The 14,280-nt window shown below is 51.9% G+C and carries 12 protein-coding genes; 8 read left to right on the plus strand and 4 right to left on the minus strand.

Annotated elements, in window-relative coordinates; all coding sequences use genetic code 11:
- Positions 1 to 204: 204 nt before the first annotated feature.
- The 7 genes from napF (at position 205) to RHD99_RS06090 (ending at position 6,553) form a co-directional block, all read left to right on the plus strand.
- Entirely contained in the window at positions 205 to 696 is a 492-nt protein-coding gene (napF, locus tag RHD99_RS06060) for a ferredoxin-type protein NapF (RefSeq protein ID WP_183270150.1), read from the plus strand.
- Positions 686 to 949, plus strand: a complete 264-nt coding sequence (gene napD / locus RHD99_RS06065) for a chaperone NapD (RefSeq protein WP_309877935.1) — start codon at positions 686 to 688, stop codon at positions 947 to 949. Before napF ends, napD begins: the two co-directional genes overlap by 11 nt.
- Positions 946 to 3,432, plus strand: coding sequence for a nitrate reductase catalytic subunit NapA (gene napA / locus RHD99_RS06070; protein ID WP_309877936.1), 2,487 nt, complete (start codon positions 946 to 948; stop codon positions 3,430 to 3,432). The genes napD and napA overlap by 4 nt, the downstream gene beginning before the upstream one ends.
- A gap of 12 nt (positions 3,433 to 3,444) precedes the next feature.
- On the plus strand, positions 3,445 to 3,894 hold the full coding sequence (gene napB / locus RHD99_RS06075) for a nitrate reductase cytochrome c-type subunit (RefSeq protein ID WP_309877937.1): 450 nt from the start codon (positions 3,445 to 3,447) through the stop codon (positions 3,892 to 3,894).
- 8 nt (positions 3,895 to 3,902) lie between these two features.
- Positions 3,903 to 4,505: a cytochrome c-type protein NapC gene (gene napC, locus RHD99_RS06080; protein ID WP_183270146.1), complete on the plus strand. Its 603-nt coding sequence runs from the start codon at positions 3,903 to 3,905 to the stop codon at positions 4,503 to 4,505.
- Positions 4,506 to 4,787: 282 nt separating this feature from the next.
- Positions 4,788 to 5,363, plus strand: a complete 576-nt coding sequence (gene nudK / locus RHD99_RS06085; protein WP_309877938.1) for a GDP-mannose pyrophosphatase NudK — start codon at positions 4,788 to 4,790, stop codon at positions 5,361 to 5,363.
- A 146-nt stretch (positions 5,364 to 5,509) separates the two neighbouring features.
- Positions 5,510 to 6,553, plus strand: a complete 1,044-nt coding sequence (locus tag RHD99_RS06090) for a DUF1176 domain-containing protein (RefSeq protein ID WP_309877939.1) — start codon at positions 5,510 to 5,512, stop codon at positions 6,551 to 6,553.
- A gap of 133 nt (positions 6,554 to 6,686) precedes the next feature.
- Here RHD99_RS06090 and tkt read toward each other — a convergent pair whose 3' ends face one another.
- Together tkt and tal are read right to left on the minus strand one after the other, a co-directional pair.
- Entirely contained in the window at positions 6,687 to 8,684 is a 1,998-nt protein-coding gene (gene tkt, locus RHD99_RS06095) for a transketolase (RefSeq protein WP_309877940.1), read from the minus strand.
- Positions 8,685 to 8,705: 21 nt separating this feature from the next.
- Positions 8,706 to 9,656, minus strand: a complete 951-nt coding sequence (tal, locus tag RHD99_RS06100) for a transaldolase (RefSeq protein ID WP_183270142.1) — start codon at positions 9,654 to 9,656, stop codon at positions 8,706 to 8,708.
- A gap of 260 nt (positions 9,657 to 9,916) precedes the next feature.
- On the opposite strand from tal, the gene maeB reads away from it, so the two are divergent.
- Entirely contained in the window at positions 9,917 to 12,196 is a 2,280-nt protein-coding gene (maeB, locus tag RHD99_RS06105; protein ID WP_309877942.1) for an NADP-dependent oxaloacetate-decarboxylating malate dehydrogenase, read from the plus strand.
- A 164-nt stretch (positions 12,197 to 12,360) separates the two neighbouring features.
- Here maeB and hemF read toward each other — a convergent pair whose 3' ends face one another.
- Both hemF and amiA read right to left on the minus strand, forming a co-directional pair.
- Positions 12,361 to 13,266 carry an oxygen-dependent coproporphyrinogen oxidase gene (gene hemF / locus RHD99_RS06110; RefSeq protein WP_309877943.1) on the minus strand — a complete coding sequence of 302 codons (906 nt, stop codon included), beginning with the start codon at positions 13,264 to 13,266 and terminating at the stop codon, positions 12,361 to 12,363.
- 5 nt (positions 13,267 to 13,271) lie between these two features.
- Positions 13,272 to 14,144: an N-acetylmuramoyl-L-alanine amidase AmiA gene (gene amiA, locus RHD99_RS06115; protein ID WP_183270139.1), complete on the minus strand. Its 873-nt coding sequence runs from the start codon at positions 14,142 to 14,144 to the stop codon at positions 13,272 to 13,274.
- Positions 14,145 to 14,280 lie beyond the last annotated feature (136 nt).

A 14,280-nucleotide genomic window follows, 5' to 3' on the forward strand; every position in this document is an offset into this window, starting at 1 on the left:
CCCGGCATGGCGTCGGGGTGAGTGTTTGTTTTACAAACCGAATTCCTTATTGATCCCATCCCTGTATTTACCCCTAAAGGGTGATGCCTCTACTCCCCCTTTGTCACATAACGTAATGCTCAATAAAAATGATGAAAAAACACAGAAGTGTTTGCCGGTTTCATTACAGCGAAATCGTGTATTTGTGATGCAAGGATGTGCCTTATGGCTGATTTTTCCCGTCGTGGATTACTAACCGGTAGCTTTCGACGCTCCGGTTCTGCTTTCCGCCCACCCTGGAGCGGAGACGAAAACCATTTTCTTGTGGATTGCACGCGCTGTGATGCCTGCCTGTCGGCCTGCGAAACCCATATTTTAAAACGCGGTCAGGGCGGCTACCCCGAAGTTAACTTTACCCACGGTGAATGCACATTCTGCTACGCCTGCGCGCAAGCCTGCCCAGAAAAAATCTTTCTGAAACGCGAGGTTTCCCCCTGGGAGCATACCTTGTCGATTGGCGATAACTGCCTGGCTAAAAACAACATCGAATGCCGCAGCTGTCAGGACAGTTGCGAAACCCAGGCGATTGCCTTTCGCCCTTCGCTACAGGGCATCGCACAACCTCTACTCAATCATGCTGATTGCAGCGCTTGCGGCGCGTGTATCGCGGGTTGCCCGGTTTCAGCCATCACTATGAGGCACGCAAATGCAAGCTAACTGGCACGTCTGCGGCCTGGTGGTTCAGGCCCATCCACACAATATTGTCGCGGTAAGCCACGCATTGAGCGAGCTCCCGGGAAGTGAAGTTGCGTTAACCGATGCCGGGAACGGCAAATTGGTGGTGGTTATGGAAGCAGCGCGCAGTGATGTGCTGCTGAATCAAATTGAGTCAGCACGCAATATTGCGGGTGTGCTGGCGGTGTCGCTGGTTTATCACCAGCAGGATGAGCAAGGTGAGGAAACACCATGAAACTCAGTCGTCGTAGCTTTATGAAAGCGAACGCCATTGCAGCCGCGGCGGCCGCCGCTGGTCTTAGCGTACCAGGCGTTGCCCGTGCTGTTGTCGGTAAACAAGATGCCATCAAATGGGATAAAGCCCCGTGCCGCTTTTGTGGCACGGGTTGTGGCGTCTTAGTCGGCACGCAAGATGGACGCGTGGTGGCAAGCCAGGGTGATCCAGATGCACCAGTGAACCGTGGCCTGAACTGCATCAAAGGCTACTTCCTGCCAAAAATCATGTACGGAAAAGACAGGCTTACCCAGCCGTTGTTGCGCATGAAAGACGGTCAGTTTGATAAAGAAGGCGAGTTCGCTCCCATTAGCTGGGACCAGGCCTTCGACATCATGGAACAAAAATTCAAAACCAGCCTGAAAGAAAAAGGGCCGGAAGCCGTTGGGATGTTTGGTTCTGGTCAGTGGACGGTTTGGGAAGGTTACGCCGCTTCGAAATTATTCAAAGCCGGTTTCCGTTCGAACAACCTGGACCCGAACGCGCGCCATTGCATGGCTTCTGCGGTGGTGGGTTTCATGCGTACCTTCGGGATGGATGAACCTATGGGCTGCTACGACGACATCGAACAGGCCGACGCATTCGTGCTGTGGGGCTCGAACATGGCCGAGATGCATCCGGTTTTGTGGTCGCGTATCACCAACCGCCGTCTGTCGAATGAAAATGTTAACGTCGCGGTCCTTTCTACTTTTGAGCATCGTAGTTTTGAGCTGGCCGACAACGGCATGGTGTTCACACCGCAAAGCGATCTGGCGATTCTTAACTACATCGCGAATTACATCATTCAGAACAATGCGATCAACGAATCGTTCTTTAAGCAGCATGTGAACCTGCGCAAAGGGGTCACTGATATCGGTTACGGCTTGCGCCCTACGCATCCGCTGGAAAAAGCCGCCAAAAACCCAGGTTCTGATGCCTCAGAGCCGATGAGCTTTGAAGATTACAAAGCGTTCGTTGCCGAATACACGCTGGAAAAAACCGCTCAGATGAGTGGCGTGCCGACAGACCAACTCGAAGCGCTTGCTCAGTTGTATGCCGACCCGAACAAAAAAGTGATTTCTTACTGGACGATGGGCTTCAACCAGCATTCACGCGGCGTCTGGGCTAACAATCTGGTTTACAACATCCACTTGCTGACGGGGAAAATCTCCCAGCCGGGTTGCGGGCCGTTTTCTTTAACCGGCCAGCCTTCAGCATGTGGTACGGCGCGCGAAGTCGGCACCTTCTCCCATCGTCTGCCAGCCGACATGGTGGTGACCAACGAGAAGCACCGCCAAATCACGGAAAATATGTGGCAGCTTCCAGCGGGAACCATTCCGGCGAAAGTCGGTTTGCATGCTGTGGCTCAAGACCGCGCGCTGAAAGATGGCAAGCTCAACGTCTACTGGGTGATGTGTAACAACAACATGCAGGCCGGGCCAAACATTACCGAAGAACGTATGCCAGGCTGGCGCGATCCGCGTAACTTTGTGATTGTTTCCGATCCTTACCCAACGATCAGTGCATTGAGCGCGGATCTGATCCTGCCAACGGCTATGTGGGTAGAAAAAGAGGGCGCTTACGGCAACGCCGAACGTCGTACTCAGTTCTGGCGTCAGCAGGTTAAAGCGCCGGGTGAGGCAAAATCGGATCTCTGGCAGCTTGTGCAATTCGCTAAGCGCTTCAAAGTTGAAGAAGTGTGGCCGGCTGAATTACTGGATCAGAAGCCGGAATACCGTGGCAAAACGCTGTTTGACGTGCTGTTTGCCAACGCAAACGTCAGCAAATTCCCGGTCACTGAACTGGCGGAAGATCAGCTCAATGACGAATCACGCGAACTGGGTTTCTATCTGCAAAAAGGGTTGTTCGAAGAGTACGCCGCATTCGGGCGTGGCCACGGGCACGATCTCGCGCCGTTTGATGACTACCACAAAGCGCGCGGTTTACGCTGGCCGGTGGTTGACGGTAAAGAAACACTCTGGCGCTACAGCGAAGGCCACGACCCTTACGTGAAAGCGGGCGAAGGCTTCAAGTTCTATGGCAAACCAGACGGTAAAGCGGTGATTTTCGCCTTGCCATTTGAGCCAGCGGCAGAATCCCCGGACAAGGAATACGACCTGTGGTTATCCACTGGACGTGTACTGGAACACTGGCATACCGGCAGCATGACGCGTCGCGTACCAGAACTTCATCGTGCCTTCCCTGAAGCCGTTTTGTTTATTCATCCGCTTGATGCGAAGGCGCGTGATTTGCGTCGTGGCGACAAAGTGAAAGTGATTTCACGCCGTGGTGAAGTGATTTCGATTGTCGAAACACGTGGCCGTAACAAACCGCCGCAGGGTTTGGTGTACATGCCATTCTTCGACGCCGCTCAACTGGTGAATAACTTGACGCTGGATGCGACCGATCCGCTTTCGAAAGAGACGGATTATAAGAAATGCGCCGTGAAACTGGCGAAGGTGTAAGGGGATAACATCATGAAAAAAACCATCCTGACCAAGACATTCTTTCAATGGATTGCGGCGTTTACGCTGCTGGTGAGTGGGGCGTTGTGGGCCACGAACGGTGCTGATCTGACGCAGTCTCCTGAAGTGTCTGGCACGCCGGAAGGCTCGATACATATGCCGAAACAGCAGGGGCGTATGGCGCTGAACTATGTTAATCAGCCGCCACTTGTCCCGCACAGCGTCGACGGTTACCAGGTGAGCAAAAACACCAACCGTTGTCTGCAATGCCACGGCGTTGAACATTACCGCACAACAGGCGCGCCGCGCGTAAGCCCGACGCACTTTATGGATAGTGATGGCAAAGTGCTTTCCAACGTCGCACCGCGCCGCTATTTCTGCCTGCAATGCCATGTTCCTCAAACCGATGCGGCTCCGATTGTCGAGAACACATTCACGCCGTCTAAAGGCTTTGGAAACTAGAGGCCATTATGGATAAATCAACCCGTAAACCTGGCATCATCCGACGTATATGGCAGTGGTGGCGTCGCCCAAGCCGTCTGGCGCTGGGCACGTTACTGCTGATTGGCTTCGCTGGTGGGATTATTTTCTGGGGCGGTTTTAACACCGGCATGGAGATGACTAACCGCGAGGAATTTTGTATCGGCTGTCATGAAATGCGCGCCAATGTCTACGAGGAGTATATGCAGACCGTGCATTACAACAACCGTAGCGGCGTGCGTGCCACCTGCCCGGATTGCCACGTTCCGCATGAATGGGTACCGAAAATGGTACGTAAAATTCAGGCCAGTAAAGAGTTGTATGCCAAAGCGTTTGGCATCATCGACACGCCACAAAAGTTTAATGACCATCGACTTGAGATGGCGCAAAACGAGTGGCGCAGGATGAAAAACAACAACTCGCAAGAGTGTCGGAACTGCCATAACTTTGATTACATGGATTTTACCGCCCAGAAAACCGTCGCGGCGAAAATGCATGATAAAGCGGTCAAAGACGGGCAAACCTGTGTGGATTGCCATAAGGGGATTGCGCATAAGTTGCCGGATATGAGCGAAGTGAAGAATGGTTTCTGACCTTTAAACCACCCTCATCCTAACCTTCTCCCTGAGGGAGAAGGGATCAGAGCGGAGTCTGCTGAGGGATAAGGGACTACTCGGTTTTTCCCTGCCTTTCCCCTTCTCCCTGAGGGAGAAGGGATCTGGTCGGAGCCTGCTGAGGGTGAAGAGACTGTTTTCCCCCTCTCCCCGTGGGAGAGGGCCGGGGTGAGGGCAAAGGGCATACACCACAAAAATTCGCGACAAAAACAACCTGCACGCCTATGATTACCGACTCCCCTAACTCACTGTGGAGACGGTATGTCGGTCAAAATTGAAGTCATCAAAGATAAAATCCTCTCAGATAACTACTTCATCCTGCGTAATATCACCTACGATTTATACCGTAACGAAGCCGAAGCTATCCGTCATAAACGAGAAGTGTATGACCGGGGTAACGGTGCCACGATCCTGCTCTATAACCGTGATAAACAAACCGTGGTGCTGACGCGCCAGTTCCGTGTTGCGACGTGGGTCAACGGTAATGCCGACGGTATGTTGATTGAAGCCTGTGCCGGACTGTTGGATGCGGATGAGCCAGAAATTTGCGCGCGTAAAGAAGCGATTGAAGAAACAGGTTACGAAGTTGGGGACGTCGAAAAATTATTCGAGCTGTATATGTCGCCGGGCGGTGTCACCGAGCTCATTCATTTCTATATGGCGGAATACAGTGACGCTCAACGCGATAACGCGGGTGGCGGGATTGATGATGAAGATATCGATGTGCTCGAGTTGCCTTTCAGGCAGGCGATGGAAATGGTAGCAAAGGGGGAAATTCGTGATGGAAAAACGGTCATTCTGTTACAACAGCTGAAATTACGCGGTGTCATGGATTAAAATTCTTAAAATTCAACGGGTAAACGATGGGTGATTTTAACAATATCTATCCGATAATTCCGATTGAGTGCAAACCTTAACCAGACGAAGATATCGCCACATTTCGTACATTTTTTCTCTTCGTCTTCTCAGGATATGTGTCGCCAATGCTTCTGCGCAAAGAATCGCTGTTTCTCTTTTTATTCTTTATAGCGAACTCCGCTTTCGCGGCAGCGGCACAAAAATCGTTTTCCGACTGGCAAGTTACCTGCAATAACCAAAATTTTTGTTCGGCCCGTAACACCGGGCTGCATCAAGGCCTGGTCATGACGTTGACTCGTAGCGCCGGTGCGCATACCGATGCGGCACTGAGAATCGATTTGGGCAACATGACCTCCACTGACATGAAAGCGCCACCGATTGCTCCACATCTGTTGGTCGATGGTGAACCGCTGATGTTGGATCTGACAAAATGGCAGGTCACTCCCCATCACCTCAAAACCGGCGATGCCGATGCGATTAATGGTTTTCTCGATAAAGTCGTCAACGCGGGGGCCATTACCCTCAAAGAAGGGAAAGGAAATATCTCGCTCAGCGGACTGAAAGCGTCGTTGCTGTTTATTGACAGTCAGCAACAGCGCGTGGGCAGTGAAACCGCGTGGGTCAAAAAAGGCGATGAACCTCCTCTTAGTGTACCGCCAGCCCCGCCACTGAAAGCCGTTAAGCTGACTAACCCAACACCGACGCCGCTTACGCAAGAGGAACTAAACGACTTGATGGATTATGGCACCTGGCGCATGAGCAGCAGCCAGTGTTCGTTAGATCCCGCTCGCCGGGAAGTCCGCGTATTTGCCCTCAGTGACGACAAAGCCCTGCTGATGATTGGCTGTGAGGCCGGAGCTTACAATATTGTCGATCTCGCGTGGGTGGTATCCCGCCAGAAGCCGTTTGCGGCGCGGCAAATCCGTTTGAAACTGCCGTTTACGCCAGGAAGCGGTAACACCGAACTTGAACTGATGAACGCAGGATACGATGAAACCAATAAAGAACTGACCACGCTTGCGAAAGGGCGCGGAATCGGGGATTGCGGCGTCGCGACACGCTGGCGTTTTGATGGGCAACGTTTTCGCCTGGTGCGATATGCTGAAGAGCCGACTTGCGATGAGTGGAATTCGAGTGCGTCGTGGCCAACGTTATGGGTGACTAAGTGATTTTAAAACCACCCTCATCCCGGCCTTCTCCCAAAGGGAGAAGGGGCAATTCGTTTTTCGCGCTTGCCTGAGGGAAACTGGTTTTCACCCTCTCCCGTGGGAGAGGGCTGGGGTGAGGGCAAGCAGCGACGCCCTAAACTCCTAAAACCTTCTTCGCTTTCGCCACCACATTCTCGGTGGTAAAGCCAAAGAACGGGAACAGCTTATCGGCGGGCGCTGATTCACCGTAAGTCGTCATGCCGACAATCGCCCCTTTCAGGCCGACATATTTGTACCAGTAATCCGCAATACTCGCTTCGACTGCCACGCGCGCGGTAATACCTGAAGGCAAAACAGACTCCCGATACGCTTCGTCCTGCGCATCAAAAATATCAGTGGAAGGCAGCGAAACCACGCGTACTTTGTGGCCTTCGGCTGTGAGTTTATCCGCCGCCAGTACCGTGATTTCCATCTCAGACCCGGTTGCGATCAGAATGACATCCGGTGAGCCGTCACTGTCTTTGAGAATATAGCCCCCGCGACGAATGGCACTGACTTGTTCTGACGTGCGTTCCATTTGAGCGAGGTTTTGGCGCGAAAGAATCAGCGCCGTAGGGCCGTTATGGCGCTCAATTGCTGCTTTCCATGCCACTGCGGCTTCGACCTGGTCGCAAGGCCGCCAGGTACTGAAGTTAGGGGTCATGCGCAGGCTGGCCAGTTGCTCAACCGCCTGATGCGTGGGGCCATCTTCGCCAAGGCCAATCGAATCGTGGGTATACACCATGATTTGCCGGGCCTTCATTAATGCCGCCATACGCGCCGCATTACGCGCGTATTCCACAAACATCAGGAAGGTGGCGGTATACGGCACAAATCCGCCATGATGGGCAATCCCGTTGGCGATGGCCGTCATACCGAATTCGCGCACACCGTAGTGAATGTAATTCCCGGCGATGTCCTCTTTAATGGATTTGGATTCTTTCCAGATGGTCAGATTGCTCGGAGCCAAATCGGCAGAACCGCCTAACAATTCTGGCAAACTTGGGCCATAGGCATTGAGCGCGTTTTGCGAGGCTTTACGAGTCGCAATTTTTTCCGGATTAGCCTGCAATTTCTCAATGAATTTTTGCGTGGTTTCCTGCCAGTCTTCGGGCAACTCGCCGTGCATCCGGCGGTTAAATTCAGCAGCAAGCTCGGGATTCTCTTTCGCATAGGCGGCAAATTTATCATTCCAGACCGCTTCGGCTTGCTCGCCTTTTTCTTTGGCATCCCAGGCGTGATAAATCTCTTTCGGGATTTCAAACGCCGGATAGTTCCAGCCGAGTTGTTTGCGGGCGAGAGCGACTTCCTGCTCACCAAGAGGAGCGCCGTGCGCCTCTTCTTTACCGGCTTTGTTTGGCGAGCCAAAACCGATGACGGTGCGGCAAATAATTAGCGACGGTTTATCTTTGACGCTTTGCGCTTCCTCAATCGCTTTTTTCAATGCTTCGGGATCGTGGCCGTCAATTTCATGCACCACATGCCAGTGATAAGCCTCAAAACGTTTGGCGGTATCGTCGGTAAACCAGCCTTCGGTTTCACCATCAATTGAGATGCCATTGTGGTCATAGAAGCCGATGAGTTTGCCAAGACCGAGCGTGCCGGCAAGAGAGCAAGCCTCGTGGGATATACCTTCCATCAGGCAGCCGTCACCCATAAATACATAGGTAAAGTGATCGACAATTTCATGATTGGGGCGGTTAAATTGCGCCCCAAGTGTGCGTTCAGCAATGGCCATGCCGACAGCATTGGCAAGCCCCTGGCCGAGCGGCCCCGTGGTGGTTTCCACGCCAGGGGTATAACCCATTTCGGGATGACCAGGGGTTTTGGAGTGAAGCTGGCGGAAGTTTTTTAACTCCGACATCGGTAAGTCATACCCGCTCAGATGCAACAGGCTGTAGAGCAGCATCGAGGCGTGACCGTTGGAAAGAACAAATCTGTCCCGATCAGCCCATGTGGGGTTCGTAGGGTTATGGTGCAGGAAGTCGTTCCATAACACTTCGGCAATATCTGCCATTCCCATCGGTGCGCCAGGGTGGCCTGAATTCGCTTTTTGTACCGCGTCCATACTCAGGGCACGAATGGCATTAGCAAGCTCTTTACGAGATGACATGTTTCACTCCGTGGTTGTCGTTCAAAGTTTAGCGGCGAGTAAATCTTCCAGTTTTCGTTGATCAATGGCGAACAGGCGAATGCCTTCAGCCAGTTTTTCTACCGCCATAGGGTCCTGATTATGTTCCCAGCGGAATTCTGCTTCGCTAATCGGTTCAGGGCGGCGGAACCCCTGCGAACCTGGGATGAGTTTACGTATTACCGGTTCTTCGCTTTCCTGAAGCTGCTGCAACAGGTTTGGTGCAATTGTCAGGCGGTCGCAGCCCACCAACGCCAGTATTTGTTCGGTGCGGCGGAAACTCGCGCCCATCACGATGGTGCTGTAGTTATGCTGCTTAAAGTAATCATAGATATTGCGCACCGATTTGACGCCCGGATCTTCTTCAACGACATACGGGTCCATCGGTTTGCGTGCCTGATACCAGTCGTAGATACGGCCAACGAACGGTGAAATCAGGAACACGCCGGCTTCGGCACAAGCACGCGCCTGGGCAAAGGAGAACAGGAGCGTCAGGTTGCAGTCGATACCTTCTTTTTGCAGCTGTTCAGCGGCACGAATGCCTTCCCAGGTGGAGGCCAGTTTGATAAGCACTCTCGACTTATCAATGCCAAGTTCTTCATACAGCGCAATTAAATGGCGGGCTTTCGCGATGCTTTTCTCTTTGTCAAAAGAGAGGCGGGCGTCTACTTCCGTCGAGACGCGTCCAGGAATGCTTTTCAGAATTTCAGCACCAAAGTTAACGGCCAGTTTGTCGCAGGCTTGGGCAACTTGCTCTTCCTGGTTACCGCCGCGTTGTTTGCCATAAGCAATGGCATCATCGATGAGTGTTTGGTAATGCGCTAAACCTGCCGCTTTCAGTAATAACGAGGGGTTGGTTGTTGCATCGATGGGTTGGTAGTGACGAATAGATTCAATATCGCCGCTGTCGGCGACAACTGTAGTGAATTTCTTGATACCGTCTAACTGACTCATGACTATCTCCTTTAGATACATATTGTTACTTGAGTGCTCCATGTCACTCGCGACGAAAATTCATCGTTGGCATAACTAAAAAGCATAGCAGATAGGTCTGGCATTGTTGTTAATGGGAGCTAACATAGTCACTCTGATTTGCTAACATTTTTGTCGGATGTTGCTGATAGTATGGCGACGTTCAAAGTTTAGTGATGCTACAAGCGTGATACTACATGACCTTAGCGACTCATTAAGAATGATAAGAAAGGAACGAAGAAATGGATGAACAACTGAAGCAAAGTGCCCTCGATTTCCATGAATTCCCCATTCCCGGAAAAATTCAGGTATCCCCAACCAAGCCTCTCGCCACTCAACGTGACCTGGCATTGGCCTACTCTCCGGGTGTTGCGGCACCTTGTCTTGAGATAGAAAAAGATCCACTTGCAGCCTACAAATACACCGCGCGTGGCAACCTTGTTGGTGTGATCTCTAACGGCACCGCAGTGCTTGGGCTGGGCAATATCGGCGCGCTGGCAGGCAAGCCGGTGATGGAAGGTAAAGGCGTTCTGTTCAAGAAATTTGCCGGTATTGACGTGTTCGATATCGAAGTCGACGAAATGGACCCGGACAAGCTGATTGACGTTATTGCAGCACTCGAACCAACCTTTGGCGGCATCAACTTAGAAGATATCAAAGCCCCAGAGTGTTTCTACATCGAGAAAAAACTGCGCGAACGCATGAATATTCCTGTGTTCCATGACGATCAGCACGGGACCGCCATCATCTGTACTGCGGCGGTGCTAAACGGCCTGCGAGTGGTTGAGAAAAATATTTCTGATGTCCGTCTGGTGGTTTCAGGTGCGGGGGCTTCTGCAATCGCCTGTATGAACCTGCTGGTACAGCTGGGTATTCAGAAACACAACATCGTGGTCTGCGACTCAAAAGGCGTTATCTACAAAGGCCGTGAAGAAAACATGGCGGAAACCAAAGCGGCGTACGCGGTGGACGATAACGGTAAGCGCACGCTTGATGAAGTGATTGAAGGTGCGGATATCTTCCTCGGTTGTTCTGGCCCGAAAGCCATGAGCCAGGAGATGGTCAAAAAAATGGCGCGTTCGCCGCTGATTCTGGCGCTGGCGAACCCAGAGCCTGAGATCCTGCCTCCGTTGGCGAAAGAAGTGCGCCCGGATGCCATTATCTGTACCGGACGTTCTGATTTTCCAAACCAGGTTAACAACGTGCTGTGCTTCCCGTTCATTTTCCGTGGCGCGTTGGATGTGGGCGCAACGGCCATCAACGAAGAGATGAAGCTGGCGGCGGTTCACGCTATTGCTGAACTGGCTCATGCCGAGCAAAGCGATGTGGTGGCTTCTGCCTATGGCGAAGAAGAGCTGACCTTCGGCCCTGATTACCTGATTCCAAAACCTTTCGACCCACGTTTGATTGTGCAAATCGCCCCTGCCGTTGCGAAAGCGGCCATGGATACCGGTGTTGCAACACGCCCAATTAAGGACTTCGACGCCTATCGCGAGAAGCTGACCGAGTTCGTATACAAAACGAACTTGTTTATGAAGCCTATTTTCTCTCAGGCGCGTAAAGATCCTAAACGTGTGGTTCTGACTGAAGGTGAAGAGGCGCGTGTGTTGCATGCGACTCAGGAGCTGATCACCCTGGGCCTCGCGAAGCCCATTCTGATTGGTCGTCCTGCCGTTATCGAGATGCGTCTGAAGAAGCTGGGCCTGCAAATGCGTGCCGGTGTAGACTTCGAAATCGTCAATAACGAATCCGATCCGCGTTTCAAAGAGTACTGGAATGAGTACTACAACATCATGAAACGCCGAGGTATTACGCAGGAACAAGCGCAGCGAGCGGTGATCAGCAATACCACGATTATCGGCGCTATCATGGTGCATCGTGGTGAAGCGGATGCCATGATTTGCGGCACCATCGGTGAGTATCACGAACACTTTAGCGTGTTGGAAAAACTGTTTGGTTATCGCGAAGGGGTGAAAGCCGCAGGGGCGATGAATGCGCTGTTGCTGCCAAGCGGTAACACCTTTATTGCTGATACCTACGTGAATGACGATCCGTCACCGGAAGAGCTGACAGAAATCACTCTGTTGGCTGCCGAAACGGTGCGTCGTTTTGGTATCGAGCCAAAAGTCGCGCTGTTGTCGCATTCCAATTACGGTTCTTCCGATTCCAAAGCCGCCTGCAAAATGCGTAAAACGCTGGAGATGGTTCGCGAACGTGCGCCTGATCTGGAAATCGACGGTGAAATGCATGGTGATGCGGCGCTGGTGGAAAGTATTCGCAACGAACGTATGCCTGACAGTCCACTGAAAGGTTCTGCAAATATCCTGATCATGCCGAACGTGGAAGCGGCGCGCATTAGTTACAACTTACTGCGTGTTTCCAGCTCGGAAGGGGTGACTGTTGGGCCAGTATTGATGGGTGTGGCGAAACCGGTACATGTGTTAACACCGATTGCGTCTGTTCGTCGTATTGTGAATATGGTGGCGTTGGCGGTTGTAGAAGCGCAGACGATTCCGCTTTAACTCTTTTTCCTTTAGCTCTTCCCCCTCACCCCGGCCCTCTCCCCAGGGAGAGGGGGAAAAGAACCGAGCTAGGGATAGGGGGAAAGAACTGAGCTAGGGAGAGGGGGAAAAGAACTGAAGTATTCCCCTCCCTTTGGGAGAGGGTTAGGGTGAGGGGAGAAAGTTTAAACCCAATCCTTCACCGGTAAAAAATCACGATACAAGGCAGCCTCAGGGCTGCCTTCTTCTGGCTGGTAACTATATTCCCAACGCACCAACGGCGGCATCGACATTAAAATAGACTCTGTGCGCCCGCCCGTCTGCAATCCGAACAACGTGCCACGATCCCACACCAGATTAAATTCGACATAACGACCACGACGATAGAGCTGGAAGTCGCGCTCACGCTCACCCCAGGGCAAAGCCTTACGGCGTTCGACAATCGGCAAATAGGCTTCAAGATAACCATTACCCACCGCCTGCATAAAGCTAAAGCAATGGTCGAAATCTGGAGTATTCAGGTCGTCGAAGAACAAACCACCGATGCCGCGCTGCTCATTGCGATGCTTAATAAAGAAGTAATCGTCGCACCACTTTTTGTAACGTGGGAAAACATCTTCACCAAATGGCTGGCACAAATCGCGCGCCGTTTTATGCCAGTGAATAGCATCCTCTTCGAAACCGTAAAATGGCGTCAGGTCAAAACCTCCGCCAAACCACCACACCGGTTCACAACCCGGTTTTTCAGCCATAAAAAAGCGCACGTTGGCGTGGCTGGTGGGCACGTAAGGATTGAGGGGATGCACCACTAATGACACGCCCATCGCTTCAAAGCTACGACCGGCAAGTTCCGGACGATGTGCTGTCGCTGAGGCGGGCATGGCATCGCCATGCACATGAGAGAAATTCACGCCTGCTTGTTCAAAGATAGCTCCCCCACGTAACACCCGGCTGCGGCCACCGCCGCCACCTTCGCGCTGCCAGCTGTCTTCTTCAAACGTGGCACCGTCAATGGCACTCAGTTGCTGGCAGATGGTGTCTTGTAAATGCAAGAGGAACTGTTTTACGGCATGGATATCAGGCGTGTTCATAGGGTTCAACGTTTCTTACTGTGAGCTTTTTGGTTATCAAACCAATTGAAGTAGCTAATAACACCAGAGGCAATAGCACTAGCGATTTTCTGACGAAACGCGGTAGTCCCCAGCAACTTCTCTTCGCCTGGGTTGGTAATAAACGACGTCTCGACTAACACCGAAGGAATGGACGGTGATTTCAGTACCACAAATGCCGCCTGTTCCGTATTGCGAGTGTGAAGCTTATGCACCGGTTTGATCTGCTTGAGGATGTGCGAGCCGAGTGTCAGGCTGTTTTTGATGGTATCGGTTTGCACCAAATCGAACAGAACCTGTTGTAGGTACTGATCTTTATGTTTGACCTTGCTGCCAGCAACGTCATCGGCGGCGTTTTCTTTATCAGAAAGATACTTCGCCATTGCACTACTGGCGCCGCGATTGGAAAGGGCAAACACCGACGCACCGGCAGCTGTAGGGCTGGTAAAGCCGTCGGCATGAATCGACATAAACAGATCGGCACCGTGTTTATGGGCGATTTCTACGCGATCGTACAGCGGTATAAACTCGTCACTGGTACGTGTGAGTTTGGCCTCTATTCCTTTGCTTTTTAATATGTTGCGCACGTTTTTTGCGATAGCGAGCACAACGTGTTTCTCTTTCGAGCCATTATGCCCAATTGCGCCGGTATCAATGCCACCATGACCAGGGTCGATCATCACCACCCGACGAGCACCCGATTTTTTGGTCGGTTTGCTGTGATTAGTGGTCGTTTTGAGTGGTTTAGTCTCCGAGCTGGCCAAAGCCTTGTTTACACCCGTTAACGTTAAGGCAGCCAATCCAGTAAGCAGTAACTGGCGGCGGGTCGTTAAATGCGTCAGTGATTTAATTTTGCTCATGCGGCTAATATTTTTATCTTTAGAATTGCAGATAGGCATTTATAGCGTATCGGCAAAGGGTAAACGACAAGCATTTTTCTGAAATGACACTCTTTTCATTTCAGAAAATGAATGAGTGGGTAGTATGCCATTTTTT

This window comes from Buttiauxella selenatireducens (assembly GCF_031432975.1).
Classification (GTDB): Bacteria; Pseudomonadota; Gammaproteobacteria; order Enterobacterales; family Enterobacteriaceae; genus Buttiauxella; species Buttiauxella selenatireducens.